We start from the raw sequence: 25,615 nt of genomic DNA on the forward strand, positions 1-25,615 counted from the left end.
ATATTTACTTTAATCCACCCTTTTACGTTATAAAATAGGCTTTTAGGCTTATTTTTGTATTTGGTTTTCTCAATCCATATATGGCTCAAGTGGTTTTTAGACGTATTTTAAAAACGCTCGCAATAATTATTCTTTTATTGTTGGTGGCCACTATGGGCTTGATTTTCTACCTAAAATCTCCAAGCGGGCAAAAACAATTGAGTGCTTTTGTAATAAAAACACTCTCAGACAGACTCAAAACGCCTGTTGAAGGCAACATTTCCTACGGTTTTCCTGATTGGGTTAAAATTGACAATCTCCTTATAAAGGATCAACAATCTGATACACTACTGTCAGCAAAACGTGCTTACATAGACCTCGACATGTTGGCCTACCTCGACAATGCACTCAAAATAAACAAATTAGAACTAGAAGGTTCATTGCTCAATATTTATAAAAAAGATTCTGTTTTTAACTATTCATACGCAATGGCGGCGTTTTCTTCAACAAAGCCTAAGGATTCCACAGCCGTTCCCTTGAGTTATGAGTTGCAAAGTATTTTGGCCAAAAACTTAATTGTGCGATACTCAGATCCTTCCTCAAAACAAAAACTTCAGGCCAAGTTTGGAGATTTACAAACAGGTTTTTCTAAAATTGATATCGAAAAAAATCAATTTTTCCTTAAAAATACATCTCTTGCTAACACCTACTTGGCGGCCAACTTTGGTGAAACTGCCGAAGATAGTTCGGTGTCAAAAAGCAATTCTAAACTACCGGATATTCAGATTCAAGAGTTTGCGACAAAGAATTTTAACTGGGACGTAGCACTTGGAGGGAACAAAACAGTAGGAAAAGGAATAAATCTGGATCTCGAAATTGAAAAAATTGATTTGCCGAAAGAAAGCATTTCACTCAATAAATTGGTTGCGAATGCCGATAATATCACTTATTCTGGAATGAAAGGTCCGAAGACCGTGGCCGGGCAACTCAATTTTCAAGATTTGGGCTTGACTGATTTTGTTCTGAAAACACAAAAATTATCTTACAACAAAGAAAAAATCGAGGGCGAAATTTTAAAATTGTCGGTAAAAGAAAAGTCTGGATTTGAAATCAAAGAACTTACAGGCTCTTCGGTTCTGAAAAACAAAAAGTTAGTACTAGAAAACCTCAACCTGAAAACCAATAACTCTGAACTAAAGTCAAAAGCCGAAATCGTATTAAATCCAACAGATTTAACAAAAAGCGTCTTTTCTTATCAATTGATATCGAGCAACTTATCTGCCACAGACGCATTGTATTTCAACAGAGAACTTTCTAAAAATCCATATTTCCAGAACATTTCAAAAGACAAAATTTCATTGATTGGAAAGTTCTATGGCGATTTATCCAATCTGAAATTTGAAAAAGTGAATTTGAAAGGTATACAAAATTCAAGTCTGAGTTTTTCAGGAACGGTTAAAGATCTGAACAACCCGCTTTTCGATTTAAACATTGCTAGTCTCACCTCCTCCAAGGCAGATGTCTTACGTCTGTTACCAGCTGACGTTTTACCAGAAAACGTAAATATTCCAAATAATTTTACCCTCAAAGGTTCTGTTAAAGGCAAAATTGCTGATTTCAACTCTGATTTGACCATAAGCTCTGAACAAGGCATTGCTCATTTGAACAGCCGTATCATCAATAGCTCAGGAGGTTTGGCATATTCTGGAAAGCTAAACACCCAAGCCTATAAAGTTGGAGATTTGATGAACAACCCAACAATAGGGTCCATAAGCTCTGTCTTAGAATTTAAAGGCAAAGGAACAAGCCTCAAAACGGCCGATTTGATGCTATCAGGCAATGTTTCCGAGGCTTTTTATGAAGGTAAAAAATACCAGAATATTACTTTTTCAGGAGATTTAAAGAATCAAATATTCAATACCAAATTAGCTGTAAACGACCCTAGTGCAGGCTTTACTTGGGAGGGAAAAGTGGACCTTTCAAAACCAATCATAGAATTGGAAGGTAAATCCAAACTTGACTTTGTTAATCTCCAAAAACTCGGAATCACTCAAGAAAATATAATAATAAAAGGAGATATTGACCTTAAAAACATTGTACTAGACCCGAAATCGCCCTTTATAGACTTTCAGGGTAAAAATATAAATGTTTACAAAGACGACGTACTGTTCCCTATAGGCGATATAAAAGTTATCACCTCTACCAAAGATGGTAACAATAAATTGGAAGCCACTACCTCATTCATAAACCTCTCACTTTCAGGGGACTTTGACTACAATCAGCTTCAAAACATCATGTTGAATGAGGTTAATAATTACTTCAAACTATTGAATTTCAAACCTACGTTGGTACAAAATTCTTATAATTTCAGACTTGATGGCAAAGTGAGTTACAATCCTGTCTTTAGTGCCTTTTTGCCAGCTGTAAAATCATTCTCAGATGTGGTAGTGCATGCCACATTACAAAGTGAAGGCGATATACCCATAGAAGGAAGTGTGCAAATTCCGTTTCTGCAATACGACTCTATTAAAGTTTATAATACAAATTTCGACTATTCAGGAGACCGAAAAGCACTTAAATATCAACTACTTACCAAGCAGATAACTAACAATGACCTAAGAGTTAGAAACGCCAGTTTGGTTGGAAAACTCGAAAACAACATAGGTAGTTTTGATTTGTCAGTAAAAGACTCTTTGGACCAAGATATACACTCGCTCACCGGTTTTGTTCAGAGTGTAAACAACCAACTTCAAATTAGTTTTGACGAAGATGGTAGCATGCTGTATTACGAACCTTGGGCAGGAAATCCTTACGGCAGCATAACTTATTCTTCAGCAGGGATATTGATTAATGATGTGATTTTTACTTCAAAAAATCAGATTCTAAGAGTGAGTAGTTTGAATGATGAACCCAACGGCCCACTTCATGTCTTTTCCCAAAACATCGACCTCAACTTTCTAGCCCAAGCTTTTCTCCAAGACTCTGCTTTTGTGGCGGGTTACGCAGATCTAGACCTAGAAATACTGAATTACATGGAAGGTACGCCGTCTTTTACAGGGGATGTGCTTGTGACTGATTTTGAGATGAATAAAACAAAACTCGGCACGTTAGAAGGAAAGGCTGAGAGTAATTCTTTAGAGCAAATCAGATTAACGGCTACATTGAAAGGAGAAGTAACCGATTTGGACGTAAAAGGTTATTATTATCCAAAAAAAGAAGAGTCTTTGGACTTTAATGCCGACATAAAGAACATAGATTTGGCTGCTATTCAATACTTTGTAAAGGATGTTATCAGTAGCGTGGATGGCAACGTATCGGGTAAATTTGAGATAAAAGGTTCTACAGAGAAGCCCATTGTCAAAGGAGAGGCCTTATTTCCGAAATTTAATTTTGTACTTGTAGAAACGGGTGCAAAACTCAAACTTATTAAGCAAAAAGTCTCATTAAAAGATCAGAAAGCAATATTCGACCATGTGGTACTTCAAGATGAGGATGACAAAAAAATGGACCTCAATGGCAGGGTAGATTTCTCAGCTATGCCAAATTACTCTTACGATTTTGACATTGAAACCGATGAATTCAAGCTCATTAATGCTAAGACTGGCCAAAGTGAGCTATTCAAAGGTGCAGGATACGTGGGAGCTGACCTCCAGCTTACGGGCAGAAACTTAGACTTTAGACTCACAGGGGATATAGATGTTAAAGATAAAACAGACTTAACTTTATTGCTTTCAGATGAAAGCGATGCCGTTTCAGACATGGAATCGGTTGTAAAATTTGTAGATTTCGATGCTCCAAAAACTGTCAAAACGGAAACTAAGAAAGAAGTATTGAGTTTTGCCAATGCTGTGAACATCAATGTGGATGTACCCACAAAAGCTACTTTGAAAATCCTGATGGATCCCATCACAGGCGATTTGATGAGTGTGAATGGTAGCGGAAAACTCAATGTTGGATTTGATAATACAGGAGATCTGTTCATTTTAGGAAGATATGACATCGAAACCGGAAAGTATGAACTGACCTATCAAGCCATAAAAAAGGCCTTTGCCATAAACCCCTCAAGTAAAAGCCACATCGTGTGGTCAGGTGATCCTATGTCGGCCTTGTTAGACATTACGGCTGAGTTTAATGCCGGCAAAAAGGCACTGTTAACTTACCCGTTTGAAAAAAGCTCTACCACTGATAGACTTAAAAGTTCGAAAATTATTGTACCTATTCGGGTGGATTTAAGGGTAATGGGCGTGCTATCTTCGCCCGATATCAAGTTTGAATTGGTAGCCAATGCCGCAGATTTGTCGGATTTAAAAACAGCTGTTGAGGAGGAAGGATTCAGAACCATCGCTGATAACGGTACCAAATCAACCAACGACGAAGAATTTAAAAGATATCAATCAACCATCAATGCCAATGCCATTATGCTGCTTGTAGGTGGTGGCTTTAATGCAGCTCAGATTGGTGAAAATATAACCAATTATGAAAACCTAGCCCGTCAAAAAGTGAGTGATTTGATATCGAATCAATTGGACAAATATGCTTCCGGACTTATTAAAGGAATTGATTTAGACCTTGGTTTGCAATCGGGATACAACACCACCAATGATTTCAGAAACACCAACCTAAACCTAGGAGTAAGTAAAAAACTGGCCAATGACAGAATCTCGATTTCGGTTGGTAAAAACTTTGAGCTGGAGAACAAAGATTTAAAATCAGATGAGATTTTTGACAATATTGAAGCCAATTGGCAAATAACCAAAGACGGCAGATATAGACTAAAAGTTTTCCGAAAAAACCTCAACCAAATGGTAATTGAGGGCTCAGTAGTAGAAACAGGCGTTGGTTTTATCATAGCCATAGATTACGAAACTTGGAAAGAACTGATGAAAGGCAAATGAAATTGACCAAATACATATTGACAGTTTTGATATTTGCAGGACTTATAAGTTCCTGTAAAGTGGCCAAGAAATTGCCTCCTGGTGAAAAACTTTATGCGGGAGCATCTTTAAAAATCATAAAAAATGACAGTTTAGATTCTGAAAAACTTCCAGAATTAAAGGAGGAGTTGCTCGCACTAACTCGTCCATTGCCAAACACTACTTTACCCTTGCCGTTCCTGAGCCATTATCCTTACAAAGTGGGTTTCTACTATTTCTTCGGAACAACCAAAAAAGAAAAAGGCATAAAGTCCTGGTTAAAAAAGAACTTAACTGAAGAACCTGTTTTCATAAATGCCGCCCTTGTAGATAAAAATGCCGCAAATTTAGAGGCAGTACTAAAAACCAAAGGCTATTTTAATGCCAAAGTGGCTGGCAAATTTGACCCAAAGAAAACGCTGGCAGCTGCAGAATATACGGCCACACTTAACCGCCGATTTGCCATTGACAGCGTTATTTTTGTTAAAAATGAAGGAAAATTTGGTGAAGATTTTGATAAAGCCACTTCTAACTTTAAACCAGGGCAATATTTTGACTTAAATAATCTAAAACTCTCTCGGCTAAATATAGACAAAGAGCTCAGAAACGAAGGGTATTTCCATTTTAAGCCGGACTATGTCGGAATAGAGGCTGATACGACCATTAAACCAAAAAAGGTGGTACTCAAAGTTGGCCCGAAACCCGAGATACCTGTCTTGGCCAAAAGACAGTATCAAATCAACGATATTTTTGTAAATATTGACACAAAAACAGAGGTAGTAACCAATTCAGACCCCAATTCTCTGGACTTTTTCCGGGGTTTAATATTGGATGACCCTAACAAAAAATACAAGGAAACTATATTTTCTGATGCTATAGCGTTTAGGCCAGGTACTTTTTTCAACAATGACCTGCAATCCATCACCAACAACCGCCTTATAGGATTGTCAAATTTTAAATTTATAAAAAGCCATTATGAAGTGGTAAATCGCTTGGATTCCACGCTGATTGACGTTTATTATAACCTTCAGACCAACAAACCAAAATCTCTTAGAGTAGAAGCCAATGCTATCACGCGGTCTAGCGGTTTAGCTGGATCGCAGCTGAGCCTTAACTGGCAGAATATCAACACCTTCAGAGGCGGAGAGTTTTTCAAATTGTCGCTCAATGGTAACTTTGAGCTGCAAGTTGGTGGAAACAAAGCCAGCGAATATAGAGACAATTACCGTTTGGGAGCCGATGCCCAGTTTAATATTCCGAGATTTGTGGCTCCATTTATAAAAATTGACCCAGAAGTAAGCAAGGTTTTGCCCAAAACACAGATTAAACTAGGCTATGAAAGTTTTATAAAAACGGGACTTTACAACTTAAACTCTGCCAGAGCATCGCTGAATTATGCCTGGACACGCGGGCGTGGGATAGAACACTCTCTGAAACCAATCGGAGTTAACCTCGTTAAATCATCTAACATCAGCACAGTTTTTATTGACGAAATTTTTGCGGATCCAAGACTATTGATAATTCTAGAAAATCAGTTTATTGCGGGTGGAGCCTACGAGATTACAGTTAGCCCTAAACAGTACGGAAAAAGTAATTTTTCTTACAGAGGGAGTTTTGATTTTGCAGGAAATGTGTTTGGTTTGATTGATAAAGTACGGAATAATCCAGAGAAAACTGGAAGAATGTTTGGGGAAAACTTCTCTCAATTCGCCAGATTCGAGAATGATTTGAGATATAAACATGACTTTAATCCAACCATTACCTGGGCAAATAGAGCTATCGTAGGTTTAGGTGTACCTTACGGAAATTCACTTCAATTGCCATTTGTAAGTCAATTTTTTGTTGGTGGAAACAACTCACTTCGGGCGTTTCGGGCAAGAGGAGTTGGGCCCGGAACCTATGAAAAAAAAGGTACTGCAGCTGAGGAATTTCTTGGAAATAACACTGGCGATGTAAAACTTGAGCTAAACACTGAGCTAAGGTTTAAGTTTAATAATTTCTTAAATACGGCCTTGTTTGTAGATGCTGGTAATGTGTGGATGTACAAAGACGAGTACATATATGGCGAAGGCTCGCTTTTTAGCAAAAATTTCTACAAGGAATTGGCCGTCGGAACAGGCCTTGGCTTCAGGTTTGACTTTTCGTTTATTATTTTCCGAATTGATGTGGCTACGCCAGTAGTAAAACCATGGTTACCAGTTGGTGACAAATGGGTTTTAAAAGACATTAAACCATTTGATAAAACTTGGAGAAAAGAGAATGTCATCTGGAATTTTGCCGTCGGTTTGCCGTTTTAGAAAATCAACTTTTTTATGTTTTCCATGTAGGATCTACTAACTCTTACCACATGGCCATTCTGCATGATGATGTCATAGCTATTCAGGTTTTTTTGTATTTCTTTGATGAAATCAATGTTTATTATCGCCGATCGGTGCACCCTAATGAATTTCTGAGGGTCTAGTTTCTGTTCCAAAACACTTATTCCAAAATTACTCAAGTGCTTCTGACCATGAGTTACCAACTCCGAATAGTCTCTTTCGGCGGTAATGTAAATGATGTTCGAAACTGTAACAGCCACCAATTTTTGATTTTGGTTAACCAATATTTTTTCAGGATAGGTTTTGGTATTTATGATGCTCTCCGCCAGCGGTTTTACTGAGCTTAAGTTATCAGTAGATCTAAGTTTTTGAATGGCCGCATTGAAACGCTCTCGGGTGTAGGGTTTTAAAAGATAATCTACAGCATGCACCTCAAAAGCCTCCAGAGCATATTTATCATAAGCTGTCGAAAATATGATTTGCGGAATCTCCTCCAGATGTTTTAGAACCTCAAATCCTGTAAGACCAGGCATTTGGATGTCCATAAAAACAATATCTGGCTTAAATTCATTGATGATTTTAACAGCATCTACCCCGTTATTGGCCTCACCAATGAGAATCAAATTCTCATGCTCTTTCAAATATTGATTGATGAGTGTTCTTCCTGCCGCTTCGTCGTCGACGATTATAACTTTCTTCATATCTTGTATTCTATCGAAAAACTTACTATCAGTCCTTTTGGTGTGTTGGGTAATATATCTAGTTGGCTTCCATACATTTTTTCGAGTCGGAGATTTGTATTGCTAAGACCCACCCCAGAGCCAATGAGACCTGATAAATCACTTGCTCCTACCCCAGTATCAGAAACCTTGAAACGCATTTTATTGCCCTGTTTTTTTATTTCTATTTTTATTTCCCCTCCTTCTATCAAAGAAGAAATACCGTGCTTAACAGAGTTTTCTACCAATGGTTGGAGTATCATAGGAGGTATTTTTTCATTTAAAAGGCCTTGATCTATTTCGAAAACTGTTTGGAGTCTTTCAGCAAATCGACTTTTTTCTAAACTAAGGTATTTTTCTGTGAATTCTACTTCTTCCTTCAGCTCAACGGTTTCTTCTTTAGATGCCTTTAGCACATACCTAAACATGTCAGCCAAACTCGCTATCATTTCCCGTGTTTGCTCCATATGAGGTGGCAACGAAGCATTAATGGTGTTGAAGGTATTGTAGAGAAAATGGGGATTCAATTGAGCTTTAATGGCACTCAATTCGCTTTTTAAGGCAGCTTCCTTCAAGTCTGCCTCGGTGGCCTTTCTATTTTCTACCTCCACATGGTAGGCGTATGCATGAAAAAAACCGAATTGAATAATGTAAATAAGTGCAGGTATATAAATATCCCAAACTTGGCTAGAACCACGCAGATGGCCGCGACCTAAGGCCTCCATAGTAGAGTAAAATATTTTCTGCCAAAGAAATACAAAAATAACAAGCATAAAAAGGTGAAGCAAAAGCTTAAAGTAGATATTCCAATTATTAACGATTTTAAAAAATAGAAACCAGATTGGAATAGTTAAGATAAGTTTGATAAAATAGTCAAAAAATTGGCTGACCAAGTAATTCTTCAACAGCTGTTCAAAAGTGAATTTGACATAGGCCAACTCATTGAATGTAAGGGTTATACAATACGTAAGGTAAAGAAATAAATATAAGCCCAAAAAAGCCGAAAGCTCACCCAATTTTATTCCCCAAACCAATTTTTTGTTCCAATTAACTAGCATGCAGTTTTGATTATTTCTCAAATTAGCAAAAATCTTCATTTCGAAATCCAAAAAATCTACCAAATGCAAAATAAGCCGACGAATTGAATTTTTGATTTCGTCGGAGTATACGTCGATTGGTCGATTTCCCCTTTGATGATACCTAAGATTGGAACAACTTGCAGCACAAAATCAATAAAAAATGAACGCATTTAAAATCGCCTTTTTAAGTTTTTTCTCTGTTTCAAGCCTACTTGGGCAGAATTTACAAATAAGCGGAACCATTAAGAATCAAAAGAACGAAGGCATATCTTTTGCGACAGTCTTGGTTCTCAACGCCATTGATTCAAGTCTGGTAAAAGCTGAAACTGCAACTGAGAATGGGGGCTTTGTGATGAAAAATCTATTTGGTGGGAAATACATCTTATCGGTGTCCTCAGTAGGTTACAAAAAATACTTCTCTCCAATGTTTCAACTCGAAAACACCAACCTCCAACTTGCAGATATTATCCTTTCGGAAGAAAATACACTAAAAGAACTTACAGTCAGTGCTACAAAACCATTAGTTGAGGTCAAGGCGGATAGGACAGTTTTCAACGTTCAGGGCTCTTTGGTTTCCACTGGACTTTCCGCTTTTGAAGTATTGAGAAAGTCACCAGGGGTGAGCTTTGATAATAACGAAAATATAGTTTTACAAGGAAAAACTGGGGTAAGGATTTTCATAGATGGAAAACCGTCCATACTTCAAGGCCAAGATTTGAACGAATTTTTGAAATCTCTACAGGCCTCTGATATTGAAGCCATTGAACTCATCACCCAACCATCTTCAAAATATGATGCAGCCGGCAATGCGGGCATTATCAATATTAAACTAAAAAAAGATAAACGATACGGTACAAATGGCAGTTTCTCAACGGGTTTTGCCTATGGCAAATTCGCCAAGAACAATAATTCCTTGACTTTTAACAATAGAGGGAAAAAAGTAAATCTCTTTGGCACCTATAGCAATCGCCTTGGAAAGACTTGGTCTTTTTTGGATTTTTATAGAGAACAGGTCAATACCATTTTTGACCAAAAATCGGTTTTTGTAAGAGATGGTTTAGGTCAAAACGTAAAAGCAGGTCTCGATTATTTCATTGATTCCAAAAGTACGTTTGGGGTTATAATCAATGGCAATTTTAATGATAATACCAACAAAAACAACAGCAGAACCCCTATTTCGCCAATAAATACTGGAATCGTAGAGCAGGTATTAATTGCAGACAACGAATCATTTACAAATAGTGATAATATATATTTGAACTCCAACTATAAATATTCCGACACGAAGGGTAGAGTTTTTAATGTTGATTTTGATTTGGGTAAATATGTCAGTGATAGAAGCAGTTTCCAACCCAACTATTACAAAAATGGTGATGAAACCCAGATACTTTTCCAAAATATTTACAGAATGAATACGCCAACGGATATCAATTTATTATCCTCTCAAATGGATTATGAGCAAAATCTTTGGAAAGGGAAGTTTTCGGTTGGTGTGAAATTTTCAAAAGTTACAACCGACAATACTTTTGATTTTTATGACGTGATAGATGGTACTGACGTTTTGAACCAAACCAGAAGCAATAATTTTGTCTATGATGAGCAAATAAGGGCCGCCTTTATGAATTTCAGTAAAAATGTAAAGAAAGTTGACTTTCAAATAGGCCTACGAGCCGAGCAAACTATTTCGGACGGCAATCTGAATAGTTTACAAAACAATAGCGACAACCGAGTAAAAAGAAACTATACCGATTTGTTTCCAAGTGGTGGTTTGACCTATAACAGAAACCAAAACAATGTTTACGCCCTTACCTACAGTAGCCGAATAGAAAGACCCACTTATCAATCCCTAAATCCATTTGAGTGGCAGGTTGACGAACTTACTTTTCAGAAAGGAAACGCATTTTTACAGCCACAATACACCACAAATATAAAGATCTCACATACTTACAAATACACCTTAACTACTTCGTTAAGTTATAGTTACGTCAAGGATTTCTTTGCACAAATTACCGATACGCTGAATTATGACCGCAACTTTTTGATGGAAAGAAACATTGCAGACCAGCGAGTGATTGATTTCGGGGTGAGCTATCCTTATAATGTCAAGAAATGGTGGAGTGTTTATGTTAATGTCGATATCTATCACACCGACTTCAGATCTGACGAAGTCAAATTTCATAATATTAAAGCCAATGTCCTTAGCTTTTATGGACAAAATAGTTTCAAATTACCGAAAAAATGGAATTTTGAAGTTTCAGGCTGGTTTGGGTCACCTGGAATTTGGGGTGGCACTTACAAAACCAAGAGCTTAGGCTCCATAGATGTGGCTTTGCAAAAGACTTTTCTTAAAGATAAATTATCTATGAGATTAGCGGCCAGCGACTTGTTGTTTACTTCACCATGGCGTGGAACTACAACTTTTGGTGGCCTGAAAATCACAGGGTCTGGTGGTTGGGAAAGTAGACAGTTTAGGGCTAATTTGAGTTACAATTTTGGCAACAATCAAGTAAAATCAGCTAGACAAAGAAAGACCAGTTTAGACGATGCCAAGGATAGAATCAATTGATAATCAATATTAAATTTTACAAAAAAGGCAATATTGTTGACTTTTGAATGTTTCTCATAAAATATAAATTCATTTTTTTATGAGAAACCTATTCCTATTTTGCCTCCTTGCGTTAGTTTGGAGCAATATTTCCGCTCAAAAAATTAACTACTCCTCCGACAAAAAATACCAAAAAATAAGATTAGGGGTAAAGTATCCTACGGTGACCAAAAAATATGAGAATAAAGAATCCGAGAATGTTGCGATTGTTCAAACACCGATGATTTCCAACAAGAAACGGGTTTACGGTACAGTAATCGTAAAAAGTAAAATTTAATTCATTTCTGAGGCTCATTTTCCAAATACTCCTTTTCAGATCGCCTAATTTGGTACCAGTCGTAGGCTGTTTTTACAATTAGAAATGACCACAAGGCTATTGTGATTTTTGGCTTAAATGCGTGGTTAGGAGGGGCTATGAGATAGGTAGTAGTTAGGAGTAGAATTCCAATTGCAAGACTTTTAACAGATGATTTTACACTTTCTTTCCTAAAAGCTCTATAACTTTCAGTAGCTATTTCCAAGGCATCTTCGGGATAATACCTATCAAACAAATCCTCTCGGATTTCTCTATAGGTTTCTCCATTTTTGAGTCTTTTGCTGCAAAGCCTTACTATTTTTTCATGGTCCATAATTTCTAGGAATTAATAGTTTAGAAATTACAAACCTGGAAATTCAACCAAAAACTTACTAAACTGACTTTCAGAAAGTACGGCTTTCAATTCGTTATGGAATTTCTCTTTGGTGCTTGAAAGTTTATCTGTTTCGTTATTCTCTCTTAGTCGCTTGATGACCTTGTTGTTGACTACGTTAATCATCAATATTTTATCTTCTTGAGCCGCATCCAAAAGCAGTTTGTCTTTCATTTTGGTGGTCAGATTTCTTGCCTCTGCTTCAGGGCTATTTTCTGAAAGTTTGGGCGTGCTACTGGTGGTCGGTGTAGTGCCCGGTGCACAGCCAAACATCGTGATGATCAGAACTATTAATAAACTTAAATTTTTCATGAGACTTTGTTTTTTATAAAATTACCGAAATAAATCAGATATTTCCGAATTCCGTCAGAAACTTGGTGTACTGGTCTGCATTCAACACTTCTTTCATCTCAGATTTGTATTTCGCCTGAGCTTTCGAAATCTGATCGGTTTGATTACTTTCTCGTAGTTTTTTCAACAAACTTAAATTCACCACATTGATAACCAGCACTTTCTCTTCCTGTGAGGCATTCAAGGCCAAAGAATTTTTCATAAGTGTAGTTAGTCGTCTTGCCTCCATTTCGGAGCTTGAAGTTCCTTGGCTCGCCGTTCCGGTGCTTGTGGGAGGGGCAATACAAGAGTTTAAGCCAAATGTTATTAGAATAGCAATTATTAATCCTTTCATTTTCACTAATTTTTATGGTTTGACTCAAATTTGGTCAGATGGTTTGTTATTCAAACGTTAAATCTTTGTTCAAAGCCACAGGCCTGCCGATTTCATCAAAAAGCTGATTGGTAAGTTTTCCAATCTTCAAAATCCCTAGGTTTTCTGGATTCAGACCCCTTAAGACCAGTAATACTTCACTACTGCGTACTCTTCTGAAAATAGGCCGCATGGTTCCGCCAAAAGCACCTGCCTCCGCTAAAGGATTCCATTGAAAATCAGCATCTACTATGGTTCCTCGGGGTGCCATTATGGGAGGATTTCCTGAAAATCTGTAGTCCAGTTGCTCCGGATGAGGAAGGCCCAAAGCATGGCCAAACTCATGTGCAGCCGTGGTGCTTTCGCCCAATTGGTCGGTTATGAGCCAATGTCCCGAGTTTTCGCCCAGTCCAAAACCCATCATAGAACGTTCTGCTATGTTCTTGTCCTCTATTCTGATAAAATTTACCGCATATTCGGTGTTATTCAAGACCTTTGACAAAACCTCCGAATTACCCAAACAAGTATATTTTATATCAAAAACAATATCAAAAAGCGTCGAGCCAAGCTGAAGTTTTGCATTTGGCTCATTCCACATTTGATTAATCTCCAAAACAATCTTTTGAGCCAAATCTTCCGTAGCATATTTTCCATAAAAAACCAATTCGGCCTCTATGCTTATTTGTGAAGTTTCAGGATTTATTATCGCTACGGCTGACATAATCAGAAAGGTATATAAACCACTTTTTTGGTTTCGAAAAATTCTTCCTCATAGAAACTTGGCAAATCGTACATGGTGTATTTTCGCTTTGCCTCGGCCAATTCCTCAGCCAAATCTCCGCCTTTGAGGTATAAAATACCATTGTCAAGCGGATTGAAGTGATTCTTGTTGAATTTATGTTTGATCCAGTCTACAAACGGAGCCATCCTTGTAACGGCTCGACTTACCACAAAATCATAGGTTCCATGAATGTTTTCAGCTCTCTGGTGTTCAGCCTTCACGTTTTTTAGGCCTAAAGCACTTGCAACTTCGTTTACGACTTTAATCTTTTTACCGATAGAATCCACCAAATGGAAGTTGCAGTTTGGAAACATTATAGCCAACGGAATACCTGGAAATCCGCCTCCCGTACCTACATCCAAAATATCGGTATCATCCACAAAACTGCATACTTTGGCAATGCCTAAAGAGTGCAAAACGTGTTTTTCGTAAAGATGTTCCATGTCTTTCCTTGAAATGACGTTAATCTGGCCATTCCAAAGCTCATAAAGTTCACCCAATCTTCCAAATTGCTCCTTTTGAACGTCTGTGAGATTAGGGAAATATTTTAAAATGATATCTATGCTATCCAAAAGTGTATTTTTTTTACAAAGGTAAATTTTAAAGACAATGAAAAAAAAGTTACTAGGAGAAACTAAAATGCTTTTTTACTACTTTTTTTCTTGAACCAAATACTAATCGTTAAATTTGTAAAAAAAAATACAATGTTAGCTACAGTAAAAGGCATATATGAAAATGGTAGAATAACACTTGAAGAGACCCCGCCGTCTCTAGAAAGGAGCGAAGTTTTGGTCACTTTTACCAAGGTTAGGGCATCCTCTCAAAAAAAGAAGAGGGAATTTGGAATAGGAAAGGGAATTGTAAAAAACATGAGTGCTGATTTTGACGAGCCTTTAGATGACCTCAAAGAATATATGTGATGAAAATCCTTTTAGACACTCACACAATCATTTGGTTCATTGATGGCAACCTCTCACTCTCAAAGAAATGTCGTGAGTTAATTGTAGATATGGATAATGAAATTTACGTTTCTTGTATTTCATTGTTTGAAATGGCCATTAAGATAAAACTAAACAAATTAGAATTGAATTCAAGTTTGGATGCATTCATAGAAAAGGTCATTTCAGAGGACATAAATATTTTGCCACTATCTAATTCGCACATCATTTTTTACAGCCAAATCCCATTTTTTGATAACCATCGAGACCCATTTGATAGAATGCTAATTGCCACCTCGGCTGTTGAAAACATGCCAATTATCTCTTTTGATAAGCAATTTTCAAATTACAATGACATAATAAATGTCATTTATTAAAAAATATTTTAAATTTTGATTTTCAATAAATGTCAGTAACAATAAGCCCAATTTCCGACAGTCTCACTCAATTTTTTGCACAAAAAAACTACTCCAAAGTGATGGTTTTGGTGGATAATCATACAAAAAAACATTGTTATCTACTTTTAAAAGGTTTCCTTCCGAGCCATAAGGTCATAACTATCAAGGCTGGTGAGCACTATAAAAACTTAGAGACCTGCCAGCAAATATGGGAAGAAATGACCAAAAATAAGCTAGATAGACATGCCTTGCTTATTAATCTTGGTGGTGGTGTAATTGGCGATATGGGCGGTTTTTGTGCGGCTACATACAAACGAGGGATAGATTTCATACAGATACCTACTACCCTACTCTCGCAAGTGGATGCTAGCGTTGGAGGCAAATTAGGGATCGACTTTCAAGGTTTTAAAAACCACATTGGCGTATTTACTCTTCCCAAGACTGTTCTGATAGACGATGTTTTCTTGAAAACACTTCCGCAGAACGAAATCCGATCTGGATTTGCAGAAATTATAAAACACTGCTTAATCAGAGATAAGAGCAAGTGGAACGAAATAAAAACCGTTGACCTCGAAAATCAGAATTTGGCTGATTTGATTCAACATTCCGTTAAAATAAAGCAACAGGTTGTTGAGGAAGACCCAACTGAAAAAGGTCTCCGAAAAATATTGAACTTTGGACATACACTTGGGCATGCCATTGAAACATTCTATCTCGACAAAGGCAAAGACAGACTACTCCATGGAGAGGCCATAGCAGCGGGTATGATAGCCGAGGCATATATTTCTTTCACCAAAAAACTCATAGATGAATCCACTTTGCTGCAGATTGAAGAGTTTATTTTTGCAGTTTATGGTATCGTTAAAATCAGAAAAGAAGACATGGAGGACATAGTAAAATTAACGCTGCAGGATAAGAAGAATATTGGTAATGTCGTAAAAGCCTCCCTACTCGATGGCATTGGTTCTTGTCAATATGATGTGGCCATTAATAAATCAGAAATGATTAAAGCATTGAACTATTATTCGGGCTATTAAAAACCTTTTTAGGCTTTGACTTGCATTTTGGAATTCTTTTTGCAAAATTTGTTTAAACAAGCAACTGATTTTGTTGGTTTTACGTATGTATTGGAATTCTAAACTTATTACCCGAATGAAAAAAATCTTTATTCTGACTTTTTTTGTGTTTGTAGGTCTTACTAGTTGCAATTCTTTAAAGCTGATGGTTGACAATGACTACAGTTACGACACCGACTTTACTACATACACCAGTTACAATTTCCTTAATTGTGAAATCGACACCTCGGATATTTGTTCAGAAATTCAGGACGCCATCCGCCGTCAAATGAAAGCCCGTGGTTACAAAATGACAGACGAAAAACCTGGTCTTTTGGTGAGCTACAGCATTATCAAAGACCGTGTTGGTTACAAAGGCTATTTTCAACCCTCCATGGAGCGTTGGGTAAACCGTTATGAAAACGACGAAACCTACAAAGTACAAACCTACAACTTCGGTGGCGGAATGATATTGGTGTCTTTACTCGATGCTGAAAGTAGCCGTTTGATTTGGAGAGGTTATGCTTCTGGGGTTTTCAATAAACAAGTCAATAAGCCAGTAAACTACTATCGCTCTGTGGTTAGAAGTATTTTTGACCAATACCCACTTTTTGCCGCAGGAGAAAAACCACGGAAGATTACTGAAATGTAATCATGAACAAGTTAATTTTATTATTTCTCATTTCGGCGATTTCTACCAGTTGCCTAAGGAATAAAGTGTTTATAGAGCACGATTACAAATACTCCTTGGGTTTTACAGACTACAAGACCTATAGTTTTGTAGAGTGTCAACGAGATACCAATTATATTTGTGAGGATGTTCAACAGGCCATCAGGCAACAAATGGCAGCAAGAGGCTACGTGCTTTCCTATGAAAAACCCGACTTGTTTGTGAATTTTTTCGTTTACTATGATCCCATAAAATACACGGGATATGAACAACCTAATATCAATTATTGGCTGAACAATAATAGCGAAAACGATACCTACAAACCTATCAAATATAGCTTGAAACAAGGTACTTTAATGGTTTCGCTGATAGAAGGTAAAACCTCAGAAATAGTTTGGCGTGGCTATGCTACTGGGATTTTCAACGACAACTCCCACAAGAAAAGTTATTTCAAAAACATTGTGGCCAACATATTTACAGAATATCCCCTCTTTGCTACCGATGAGGCTTGGAAAAAATCCAAGTTAAACAAGTCTATCTAAGCTTTGAAGATAATCCAAATATTCTTCAATTTTGGACAGTTTTTTGCGTTTGTTAAAAAACTCCCAGCCAATAAAATATGCTTAGTCCTTTTGCTCGCACGCTCAGTGCTGCCGATGCTATTCATTTATTAAGAAGAGCCACACATGCTACTTCTTGGGCAGTCATAAAATCATTTGTTGGAAAAAATTCTGACTCGGCAGTGGACATGCTATTGGCCAATGCAAGCACCAATCCCAAACCAACGGCTCCTACTTGGGTGAACTCCGGCTTCAAAACTTGGTGGAAACTTCCTACAGCTGATCAACAGAAAGTGGTGGATGAAGTTTATAAAAGAGTGTATGATGAAAACTATGAATTAAAACGGTGGTGGATAGAGGAAATGGCCAAAGACACCTTGAGTGTAAGAGAAAAAATGACACTCTTTTGGCACGGGCACTTTACAACGAAGTTTGCCATCGACGACCCCATGCATGCCGCTCTTATGTACCGTCAAAATATTCTTTTTAGAAATCTATGCCTTGGAAATTTCAGAGAATTATTAGAAAAAATAGCAATTGATGGAGCTATGCTTTTCTTTTTGAACGGTAAAGACAGTACTAAAACCGCCCCCAATGAGAATTTTTCAAGAGAACTGCTTGAGCTTTACACTACAGGGATTGGACATTATACTGAAGACGATGTAAAAGAAGGAGCCAAAGTCTTCACAGGTTGGAAGGTAAATATTTTCACCGAAGAATGGAAACAATACCCTTTATTTCAACCCTTCCTGAACTCAGAAGAACATGACTTTAATTCAAAAATTTATTTAGGGCAAACAATCCCAGGAACTTCAAATAATAAAACCGAAGTGATTGCCCTTCAAGAAATTAAAACTTTGATAGGCATAATACTTACCAGAAAAGCCGAGGTTGTTTCTGAGTTTATTTGTGAAAAACTTTTTAGATATTTTGTTTACAGTAAACCCGAAGACGAAGATGCCACACTAATAAAAACCTTAGCCAAAACATTTAGAGATAACAATTGGGAAATCAAACCCGTTGTTAGTCAACTACTTAAATCAGATTTATTTTTTAGCGAGGCGGTCAGAGGTGTTCAAATCAAAACTCCAGCTGAAACCATTGTGGGTATCACCAAACACTTTGACGTGAAAGGTGATTGGAAAGAATGGGTGATGTTGACCATGGGACAGGAATTACTCAATCCACCAAATGTAGCCGGTTGGCCAGGATACAGAAAATGGGCCGATACTCGGACATTCCCATTTGCAGTTCAACAAATGGGCTATTTTGTATGGAACCAAACCAATCCTCAAATGATAGCTTGGGCAGGCCAGTTTGACGAAAAGGAAAATTCTGATAAACTCATTGAACAGATATTGATGCTATTTTTTGCAAAAAGTCCAACCGCGGCTCAAAAAGAAAAATACAAAAAAGAACTACTCGGCGGAAGTCCAGACTATGAATGGCCAAATATGCTTAAAAACACTGAAGTAGGCGGATTTAGGCTAAAGCTTCTGATGATTTCTCTTGTAAAATCTCCAGACTTTCATTTATGCTAAAGCTATGAACAGAAGAAAATTTATAAAATACTCATCTGCTGCGGCCGCAGTTTCAGCCAGTTTTAGTTTGGGCAAGATTCCTGTTTGGGCAAAAAACATCGACCTAGATCACCCTGACGACAATGTGCTCGTAATTATTCAGATGTTTGGAGGAAATGATGGCCTAAACACAGTGATTCCAGCAGACAATGATTTGTATTACTCAAAATTCCGAAAAACACTAAATATTCCAAAAACCAAAGCTTTGAAGCTAGGAACCACTCTCTCATATCTTAATCCAGCTTTAAAAAATGGTAAAAACGAAGGGATGTTTGGTATGTTTAAGAATGGCAATCTCGCTGTAATCCAAGGCATTGGATATCCAAATCCCAATCTCTCGCATTTTAGGTCAACAGATATTTGGTTGAGCGGAATAACTCCTACCAACGATGCAGAAAGACTGGAATCCGGCTGGATTGGAAGATATTTTAATAGAATAAATCAAAGTTCCGAGCACCCAAACTGCCTGAACATCGGCAGTTCGTCTTCATTACTTTTTTCTACTGGCAGCGAAGATGTAGGCATCTCTGTAGAAAATCCCAACGATTTTTATGAGCGAGGAAAAGACTTACTTTCTGGTGAGAGTTTTTTAACTGGCTCTGGAGGCTATGTGGACGAGCGAAATTTTCTTTTAGATTTGAGTATCCAGTCCAACAAATACAGCAAAGTCGTAAAAAGTGCTTTTGATGCAGGCAAAAACACCACCGAATATGCAAAAGGAAAGCTATCAGATGAACTGAAATTGGTTTCTAGATTGATTTCTGGTGGCTTGAAAACCAAAGTATATTTATTGAGCATTGATGGTTTCGATACACATGCTGGACAAGGTACAACAGAAGGAAAACATGCCAATTTATTAGCTGAAATAAGCAATGCGGTATCCTATTTCATGGCTGATTTAAAAGCCCAAAAGCTTTCGAAAAATGTTTTGGGAATGACAATTTCAGAGTTTGGAAGACGCCCCAACCAAAACGACAGCAACGGCACAGACCACGGTGCGGCTGGCGTAATGTTTGTTTTCGGCGAAGATGTGAACGGAAAAGTCTATGGCAAACCATTTGATTTCAACAATTTAGATAAAAACAAAGATTTTGTTCATCAATATGACTATCGTTCGGTTTATGATGAAGTCCTTTCAAAATGGCTTGGAAGCGATGGAAATACGACTACACAAATATTAGGAAAGAGATTTGACAAGGTTGAGGGAGGAATATTGGCCAAGCGTTCGTCTATTCTTCTTGCAAATGAACCCAAAAATTCATCCAGCGTATATCCAAACCCTTCCTCAGATGGAAGAGTAATTTTAAAAACTTTTGTTGATTCTGATGAGCCTCTTACTGTAAATCAAATAGATAACTTGGGCCGAAAGCTTCCAATTCTCCAAAATATCAAAGTCGGAAGGGGTCAAATTGAAATTCCAATTCAGCTTTTCGGAAAATCTGGCGTCCATATTTTAGAAATTTTAAAAGGGAAACAGAAAGAGACTTTGAGGGTAGTTTGGGTTTGAAAAATCAATTCTTTAAATTTTCTAAATCAACCATAAGTATTCCCAAATCCCACAATCTCCCCCAATCATCTAATAAATAACCTGATATATCTAATAATTGTCTCAATTGGAGAAAATGTTGTTATTTTTGGTTTTTTCAATCTTAATTAACCTTTTTTCTATGATAAAGATTTTTTCTACTTTGTTTTTAAGTGGTTTAGCTTGGTTTGGCTTCTTGGCCGATAAACCTACTCCCCCAGATTGGAATCGCTTCACGAAAGTTGTACTTGCAGAAGGGCTCGACGAACCCATGGAAATGGCTTTTTTGCCTGGAAATAAGATTATAGTGGTGGAAAGAAAAGGTGGGGTAAAAATCATCAACGAAAAAACCAAAGAGGTTTTAGATGCTGGGTTTATCACCGTCAACACAAAATACACCAACAAACAAGGACAGGTACGCGAAGCTGAAGAAGGTTTAATGGGTGTAAGTCTTGATCCCAAATTTGCAACAAACCGTTGGATTTATTTATATTATGCTCATCCAAAAGAATCTAAACACGTTTTGTCAAGATTTACCTTGAAAAACGACACCTTGGTTATGGCTTCTGAAAAGCAGATTTTGGACGTTAAAACCCAAAGAGAAGAGTGTTGCCATACGGGCGGAGGTATGACTTGGGACAAAGCCGGCAACTTGTTTTTAACTGTCGGAAATAACACCGTGAATCCTCGTCAAGGTTCATCCAATCTGGTAGAAACTCCGGGCAAAGAGAACGAAGACGACCAAAGAGCCCCGGGAAATACGAACGATTTGAGAGGTAAAATTCTCAGAATTCATCCAGAAGCAAACGGAACTTATACTATTCCTAAAGGCAATTTATTTCCAGTCGGCACGGCCAAAACTCGCCCTGAAATTTATACTATGGGACACAGAAACGCTTGGAGACCTAGTTTGGATTCAAAAACTGGATTTTTGTATTGGGGTGAAGTTGGCCCAGATGCATCGAAAGATTCCACTTGGGGTCCTAAAGGTTATGACGAATTCAATCAAGCCAAACGCCCTGGCTTCTTTGGGTGGCCTTACTTTATAGGAAACAATTTCCCTTATAAAAAGTACAATTCAGCAGACGGCACCTACGGCGAACCTTTCGATGTCAATAATCCTGTCAACAATTCAGTAAATAATACGGGTCTGGTAAATTTACCAAAACCAGTACCAGCGATGATCTACTATCCTTACGGACCATCAAAAGAGTTTCCTCAGTTAGGCACCTCGGGGAGAAGTGCCACTGGTGGGCCGGTGTTTCGTAAAGCGGACTTTCAAACTGCTCCAAGACCGTGGCCTGATTATTATGAAGGCAAATGGTTGATCACTGACTTTATGAGGGGCTGGATTTTTGCTATCACCATGGATGAAAACGGGGATTACCAATCTATGGAAAGAGTTTTACCGGATATGAGCTTCAGTTCAGCTATTGACATGGATTTTGGACCTAGCGGTGATATGTATGTGCTAGAATACGGTTCGGCTTGGTTCAGAGGTAACGACAACTCTAAACTCATAAAAATAGAATACAATGCCGGCAATCGTAAACCAAACGTGGCCGCATCTGCTGATAAAACCTCGGGTGCATTGCCTCTAACGGTTAAGTTTTCGGCAGAAGGTTCGAATGATTTTGATCCAGAAGATACAGGCAAATTGATTTACAAATGGAAAATTACTGATGCTAAGAAAGCCATTGTGGCAAATCTAACAGGTAAAGAACCAAGTTTTACTTTCAAAACAGCTGGAAACTTTACAGCTACTTTGGAAGTTTCGGACACAAAAGGAGCTAAAAATAGCTTGTCGCTTCCTATAACTGCTGGCAATACAGCTCCAGAGGTTGAGGTAGAACTAGAGGCGGCCAATCAGACTTTTTATTTTGGCAAAGAACCAATTGGTTACAAAGTAAAAGTAAAAGACAAAGAAGATGGCGACAAGATAAAACCAGAAGAAGTGGCGGTTACCTTCGACTATTTACCACAAGGTTTTGACCCGATAGAAATAGCAGCCAAACAAAAAAGTGCAGACGACATGGCTTCTTATGCCGTTGGACGCAATTTGATAGAGGCTTCTGACTGTAAGTCGTGCCACCAATACACCACCAAATCAATCGGACCTAGCTACCAAGCAGTGGCAGACAAATATCCAAATACACCTGAAAATATGACCTATTTGGTGAAAAAAATCAAAGAAGGCGGTAGTGGTGTTTGGGGAGAACATGGTATGAGTGCACACCCTGATTTGAGCGAGGTAAATGCCAAGCGTATGGCAGATTATATCTTTAGCCTTGCTTCAAATAATGCCAATGTTTCTAAACTGGCATTGACAGGAACTATAAAACCTGAAAATCCAGTTTATGAAAGCACGGCGGGAAGCTTTGTTCTAAGAGCTGCATACAAAGACAAGGGTGCAATGAAAACCAAGTCACTTTTGAATGAAAAAATGATAGTTTTGAGGCCTAATTACCTACGTCCTCAAGACCTTAATGGCTCTTTCAGCACCCAAGTTATCTCCACTGCGGGCTATTCATTCTCATTAATTGGTGATAAATCCTATGGATATTACAAAAACATTGATTTGACCGGTATAAAAGAAATCATTGCTTTTGTTCAGGCAAATGCACGAAATGGTGCTGTAGGTGGAAAAGTTGAACTTAGAATTGATAGCGTTGATGGTCAACTTTTGGCAACATCCGATTTTATTGGTTTAAAGGAATTTCCATTTGAGAGGCCACCAGCTGGCACTAATATGGTTGAATGGAACAGAAACCGATCGAGTAAAGCCAAGTTAACATTAAACAAGGCCATAAATGGAAAACATGATGTTTATTTGGTATTTAGGAACGAGAAAGCAGCAAAATCTGATATGATATTGCAACTGAGCGAAGTGGGTTTCTTCCAATAAAAATATGTTTACCCAACAGAAAAAGCACCAGGTTGGTGCTTTTTCTGTTTATACCCATTTAGCTAAAATATTTAGCCTCATGAAATTTCAGAAAAGTATCAAATAGTTCTAATTTTGGATAACCTTATCGAATTATTCAAAAATGAACCGACTCGACCGACTTACTGCCATCTTGATTCAGCTTCAATCAAAAAGAATTGTGAAAGCTCAGGAAATAGCGGAGCGGTTTGAGATAAGCTTGCGAACTGTTTACAGAGATATAAGAACGCTAGAACTTGCTGGTATTCCGATAATGAGCGAAGCAGGCATCGGATATTCTTTAATGAAAGATTACAGATTGCCACCCGTCCAGTTTACTACAGATGAGGCCATGGCTTTTTTTACAGCCGACAAAATACTTGCAAAACTTGGAGATACCCAAACAAGAAAAAACTATGAATCAGGACTTTACAAAATAAAGTCCGTACTTAGCCACCGTGAAAAAGAACTACTCGATGATGCCAATCAATATATCAGTGTAGTCAACAACCCATATGTTCCAGACTCCTCAAATGCCAAATTAAGTGATATTCTGCAAGCCATAATAGACAAAAATGTGCTTCAAATCAGGTATTTCAGTGCTCAACAATTCGAGGAAAACTCTCGGAAAATTGAACCCATAGGAATGTATAATCAATCGCAGTATTGGTATTTGATAGCTTGGTGTCGGTTGCGAAAAGACTACCGTAATTTCAGATTGGATAGAATTAGAGAAATAGAAAAACTACCGGTAAGATTTGATAAAAAACATCCAACTTTTGCCTCATTTCTTACTCAGACTGCAAAAGTACACCTTCTGACCAAAATCGTTATTAGGATAGACAAAGACGCCTACAGATACATAGGTAATCAACATTTTTATATGGGATTTGTGTCTGAAAGCTTAGTGGACGAACAAATAGAAATGATCTTTCTTTCCTCAAATATGCAAGGATTCTCACACTGGTTTATGCTCATTGGTGGCGAGGCTGACATTCTAGAGCCAGCCATTCTTAAAGAAATGGTGCTTGAGAAAATTGAAAATGTAAAAGTTAGATTGCATGGATAAGCCCATCATCAATAAAAAAGTAAAAGTTCAGAAATTCCCAGGTAAGGGCGGCTGGACTTATGTAATTCTTGAATACAATTCCACTGAGAAAAAGAAAGCTTCTTGGATAAAAGTTAAAGGAACCGTAAACGGTGCTGAAATTGAGCAATACAAGATAGCATCAATGAAAAACGGCATCTATATGCTTCCATTGAAAGCGGATTTACGAAAAAAAAATAACATCAATGAAGGAGATACTGTTGAAGTCTGTTTGTTCCTAGACAATAGAGAATTGCTCGTTCCAGAGGAAATCCTCGAATGTTTAGAAGACTTCCCAAAGGCCTTGGATTTTTTCAACAAAATGACCGAAAGTAACAAAAAATACTACATTGATTGGGTTGCCGAAGCCAAAAATATGGATACGAAAGTCAACAGAATTAATAAAATGATTGACCGGCTGCTTGATGGAAAGCGAATGTATGACGTTTAGTTATTGGTTATTGGTTATTGGTTATTGGTTATTGGTTATTGGATGTGCTTGCCTAAAATAGGTTGACAAAAAAATCAACTTATGTTATGATCGAAGCAAAATTAATTTCTAAAAAAAGTACAAAACTAAACATTCGACAACGTAGAATATTTAGTGAGGAGTTCAAACGAGAAAAAGTTCAAGAAATCAGTTCGGGTTTGTGTTCTATAAAATCTTTTTGCAATTTATGGGGAGTTAGTAGCGTAACCGTTTATCGTTGGCTCTATCGTTACTCATCCGAACATAAAAAAGGAACTACAATGGTAATTCAAAAAGATAGCGAAGCTCAAAAGACTGCGGAACTTTTGGAAAAAGTAGCATCATTGGAGCAACGATTGGGACAAAAGCAAATGCAAATAGATTATCTTGAAAAGCTAATTGAAATAGCTAGTAAAGACGCTGGTGTTGACTTAAAAAAAAACACCAAAGTACCACTTTAGAATATTTTAGAATGAATAAGAAAAACCTTAATCACTCCATGGAATCTTTATTTAACTATTGTGGGATAACTCGTCAAGGACATCATAAAAATTTATTGAATGAGCAAAAATGGTCTGAACTAGAATACTTAATAGTAGGTCAAATACTTCAGATTAGAGAACT

General features: G+C 37.5%; 22 protein-coding genes. 15 read left to right on the top strand and 7 right to left on the bottom strand.

What is annotated here, in order from left to right; all coding sequences use genetic code 11:
- Positions 1-80: 80 nt before the first annotated feature.
- Both EGI31_RS06225 and tamL read left to right on the top strand, forming a co-directional pair.
- Positions 81-4,874: a translocation/assembly module TamB domain-containing protein gene (locus tag EGI31_RS06225; RefSeq protein WP_255036324.1), complete on the top strand. Its 4,794-nt coding sequence runs from the start codon at positions 81-83 to the stop codon at positions 4,872-4,874.
- Positions 4,871-7,189, top strand: coding sequence for a translocation and assembly module lipoprotein TamL (gene tamL / locus EGI31_RS06230; RefSeq protein WP_255036325.1), 2,319 nt, complete (start codon positions 4,871-4,873; stop codon positions 7,187-7,189). Before EGI31_RS06225 ends, tamL begins: the two co-directional genes overlap by 4 nt.
- On the opposite strand, the gene EGI31_RS06235 is transcribed toward tamL, so the two are convergent.
- Both EGI31_RS06235 and EGI31_RS06240 read right to left on the bottom strand, forming a co-directional pair.
- On the bottom strand, positions 7,186-7,911 hold the full coding sequence (locus EGI31_RS06235) for a LytR/AlgR family response regulator transcription factor (RefSeq protein ID WP_255036326.1): 726 nt from the start codon (positions 7,909-7,911) through the stop codon (positions 7,186-7,188). The two genes, tamL and EGI31_RS06235, sit on opposite strands and share 4 nt — an antisense overlap.
- The gene (locus EGI31_RS06240; protein WP_255036327.1) at positions 7,908-8,987 is read right to left on the bottom strand and encodes a sensor histidine kinase; all 1,080 of its coding nucleotides are present in this window, start codon (positions 8,985-8,987) and stop codon (positions 7,908-7,910) included. The genes EGI31_RS06235 and EGI31_RS06240 overlap by 4 nt, the downstream gene beginning before the upstream one ends.
- 181 nt (positions 8,988-9,168) lie before the next feature.
- Here EGI31_RS06240 and EGI31_RS06245 point away from each other — a divergent pair, with 181 nt between their 5' ends.
- Complete coding sequence (locus EGI31_RS06245) at positions 9,169-11,574, top strand: outer membrane beta-barrel protein (RefSeq protein ID WP_255036328.1); 2,406 nt, start codon at positions 9,169-9,171, stop codon at positions 11,572-11,574.
- 79 nt (positions 11,575-11,653) lie between these two features.
- Entirely contained in the window at positions 11,654-11,890 is a 237-nt protein-coding gene (locus EGI31_RS06250; RefSeq protein ID WP_255036329.1) for a hypothetical protein, read from the top strand.
- A gap of 1 nt (position 11,891) precedes the next feature.
- Here EGI31_RS06250 and EGI31_RS06255 read toward each other — a convergent pair whose 3' ends face one another.
- The 5 genes from EGI31_RS06255 to rsmG are packed head-to-tail and all read right to left on the bottom strand — an operon-like array spanning position 11,892 to position 14,358.
- Entirely contained in the window at positions 11,892-12,242 is a 351-nt protein-coding gene (locus EGI31_RS06255) for a hypothetical protein (RefSeq protein WP_255036330.1), read from the bottom strand.
- 27 nt (positions 12,243-12,269) lie between these two features.
- Complete coding sequence (locus tag EGI31_RS06260) at positions 12,270-12,614, bottom strand: hypothetical protein (RefSeq protein ID WP_255036331.1); 345 nt, start codon at positions 12,612-12,614, stop codon at positions 12,270-12,272.
- Between the two features lie 34 nt (positions 12,615-12,648).
- A complete protein-coding gene (locus EGI31_RS06265) occupies positions 12,649-12,987 on the bottom strand; it encodes a hypothetical protein (protein WP_255036332.1) in 339 nt (112 codons plus the stop codon).
- A 46-nt stretch (positions 12,988-13,033) separates the two neighbouring features.
- Complete coding sequence (locus EGI31_RS06270) at positions 13,034-13,726, bottom strand: hypothetical protein (protein WP_255036333.1); 693 nt, start codon at positions 13,724-13,726, stop codon at positions 13,034-13,036.
- 2 nt (positions 13,727-13,728) lie between these two features.
- A complete protein-coding gene (rsmG, locus tag EGI31_RS06275) occupies positions 13,729-14,358 on the bottom strand; it encodes a 16S rRNA (guanine(527)-N(7))-methyltransferase RsmG (protein ID WP_255036334.1) in 630 nt (209 codons plus the stop codon).
- A 132-nt stretch (positions 14,359-14,490) separates the two neighbouring features.
- On the opposite strand from rsmG, the gene EGI31_RS06280 reads away from it, so the two are divergent.
- The 11 genes from EGI31_RS06280 (at position 14,491) to EGI31_RS06330 (ending at position 25,452) form a co-directional block, all read left to right on the top strand.
- Positions 14,491-14,706 carry a DUF2281 domain-containing protein gene (locus tag EGI31_RS06280; RefSeq protein WP_255036335.1) on the top strand — a complete coding sequence of 72 codons (216 nt, stop codon included), beginning with the start codon at positions 14,491-14,493 and terminating at the stop codon, positions 14,704-14,706.
- A complete protein-coding gene (locus EGI31_RS06285; RefSeq protein WP_255036336.1) occupies positions 14,706-15,101 on the top strand; it encodes a type II toxin-antitoxin system VapC family toxin in 396 nt (131 codons plus the stop codon). The genes EGI31_RS06280 and EGI31_RS06285 overlap by 1 nt, the downstream gene beginning before the upstream one ends.
- 29 nt (positions 15,102-15,130) lie before the next feature.
- On the top strand, positions 15,131-16,159 hold the full coding sequence (gene aroB / locus EGI31_RS06290) for a 3-dehydroquinate synthase (RefSeq protein ID WP_255036337.1): 1,029 nt from the start codon (positions 15,131-15,133) through the stop codon (positions 16,157-16,159).
- Between the two features lie 115 nt (positions 16,160-16,274).
- The gene (locus EGI31_RS06295) at positions 16,275-16,829 is read left to right on the top strand and encodes a DUF4136 domain-containing protein (protein WP_255036338.1); all 555 of its coding nucleotides are present in this window, start codon (positions 16,275-16,277) and stop codon (positions 16,827-16,829) included.
- Positions 16,830-16,831: 2 nt separating this feature from the next.
- Positions 16,832-17,389 carry a DUF4136 domain-containing protein gene (locus EGI31_RS06300; RefSeq protein ID WP_255036339.1) on the top strand — a complete coding sequence of 186 codons (558 nt, stop codon included), beginning with the start codon at positions 16,832-16,834 and terminating at the stop codon, positions 17,387-17,389.
- A 77-nt stretch (positions 17,390-17,466) separates the two neighbouring features.
- Positions 17,467-18,948, top strand: coding sequence for a DUF1800 domain-containing protein (locus tag EGI31_RS06305; protein ID WP_255036340.1), 1,482 nt, complete (start codon positions 17,467-17,469; stop codon positions 18,946-18,948).
- A 4-nt stretch (positions 18,949-18,952) separates the two neighbouring features.
- Positions 18,953-20,494, top strand: coding sequence for a DUF1501 domain-containing protein (locus tag EGI31_RS06310; RefSeq protein ID WP_255036341.1), 1,542 nt, complete (start codon positions 18,953-18,955; stop codon positions 20,492-20,494).
- Positions 20,495-20,654: 160 nt separating this feature from the next.
- Entirely contained in the window at positions 20,655-23,417 is a 2,763-nt protein-coding gene (locus EGI31_RS06315) for a PQQ-dependent sugar dehydrogenase (protein WP_255036342.1), read from the top strand.
- Between the two features lie 142 nt (positions 23,418-23,559).
- Positions 23,560-24,504: a helix-turn-helix transcriptional regulator gene (locus EGI31_RS06320; RefSeq protein WP_255036343.1), complete on the top strand. Its 945-nt coding sequence runs from the start codon at positions 23,560-23,562 to the stop codon at positions 24,502-24,504.
- Entirely contained in the window at positions 24,497-24,973 is a 477-nt protein-coding gene (locus EGI31_RS06325) for a YdeI/OmpD-associated family protein (RefSeq protein WP_255036344.1), read from the top strand. The genes EGI31_RS06320 and EGI31_RS06325 overlap by 8 nt, the downstream gene beginning before the upstream one ends.
- A gap of 86 nt (positions 24,974-25,059) precedes the next feature.
- The gene (locus tag EGI31_RS06330; RefSeq protein WP_255036345.1) at positions 25,060-25,452 is read left to right on the top strand and encodes a transposase; all 393 of its coding nucleotides are present in this window, start codon (positions 25,060-25,062) and stop codon (positions 25,450-25,452) included.
- The last annotated feature ends 163 nt before the right edge of the window (positions 25,453-25,615 follow it).

This window comes from Lacihabitans soyangensis, assembly GCF_024343775.1.
GTDB classification, from domain to species: Bacteria; Bacteroidota; Bacteroidia; order Cytophagales; family Spirosomataceae; genus Leadbetterella; species Leadbetterella soyangensis.

Coding starts and splice junctions, on each gene's coding strand:
- EGI31_RS06285 (WP_255036336.1), top strand. CDS start 14,706: ATGAAAATCCTTTTAGACACTCACACAATCATTTGGTTCATTGATGGC.
- EGI31_RS06225 (WP_255036324.1), top strand. CDS start 81: ATGGCTCAAGTGGTTTTTAGACGTATTTTAAAAACGCTCGCAATAATT.
- EGI31_RS06300 (WP_255036339.1), top strand. CDS start 16,832: ATGAACAAGTTAATTTTATTATTTCTCATTTCGGCGATTTCTACCAGT.
- EGI31_RS06295 (WP_255036338.1), top strand. CDS start 16,275: ATGAAAAAAATCTTTATTCTGACTTTTTTTGTGTTTGTAGGTCTTACT.
- EGI31_RS06240 (WP_255036327.1), bottom strand. CDS start 8,987: ATGCTAGTTAATTGGAACAAAAAATTGGTTTGGGGAATAAAATTGGGT.
- EGI31_RS06235 (WP_255036326.1), bottom strand. CDS start 7,911: ATGAAGAAAGTTATAATCGTCGACGACGAAGCGGCAGGAAGAACACTC.
- EGI31_RS06255 (WP_255036330.1), bottom strand. CDS start 12,242: ATGGACCATGAAAAAATAGTAAGGCTTTGCAGCAAAAGACTCAAAAAT.
- EGI31_RS06280 (WP_255036335.1), top strand. CDS start 14,491: ATGTTAGCTACAGTAAAAGGCATATATGAAAATGGTAGAATAACACTT.
- EGI31_RS06330 (WP_255036345.1), top strand. CDS start 25,060: ATGATCGAAGCAAAATTAATTTCTAAAAAAAGTACAAAACTAAACATT.
- EGI31_RS06270 (WP_255036333.1), bottom strand. CDS start 13,726: ATGTCAGCCGTAGCGATAATAAATCCTGAAACTTCACAAATAAGCATA.
- EGI31_RS06325 (WP_255036344.1), top strand. CDS start 24,497: ATGGATAAGCCCATCATCAATAAAAAAGTAAAAGTTCAGAAATTCCCA.
- aroB (WP_255036337.1), top strand. CDS start 15,131: ATGTCAGTAACAATAAGCCCAATTTCCGACAGTCTCACTCAATTTTTT.
- EGI31_RS06315 (WP_255036342.1), top strand. CDS start 20,655: ATGATAAAGATTTTTTCTACTTTGTTTTTAAGTGGTTTAGCTTGGTTT.
- EGI31_RS06310 (WP_255036341.1), top strand. CDS start 18,953: ATGAACAGAAGAAAATTTATAAAATACTCATCTGCTGCGGCCGCAGTT.
- EGI31_RS06320 (WP_255036343.1), top strand. CDS start 23,560: ATGAACCGACTCGACCGACTTACTGCCATCTTGATTCAGCTTCAATCA.
- EGI31_RS06305 (WP_255036340.1), top strand. CDS start 17,467: ATGCTTAGTCCTTTTGCTCGCACGCTCAGTGCTGCCGATGCTATTCAT.
- EGI31_RS06250 (WP_255036329.1), top strand. CDS start 11,654: ATGAGAAACCTATTCCTATTTTGCCTCCTTGCGTTAGTTTGGAGCAAT.
- EGI31_RS06260 (WP_255036331.1), bottom strand. CDS start 12,614: ATGAAAAATTTAAGTTTATTAATAGTTCTGATCATCACGATGTTTGGC.
- tamL (WP_255036325.1), top strand. CDS start 4,871: ATGAAATTGACCAAATACATATTGACAGTTTTGATATTTGCAGGACTT.
- EGI31_RS06265 (WP_255036332.1), bottom strand. CDS start 12,987: ATGAAAGGATTAATAATTGCTATTCTAATAACATTTGGCTTAAACTCT.
- EGI31_RS06245 (WP_255036328.1), top strand. CDS start 9,169: ATGAACGCATTTAAAATCGCCTTTTTAAGTTTTTTCTCTGTTTCAAGC.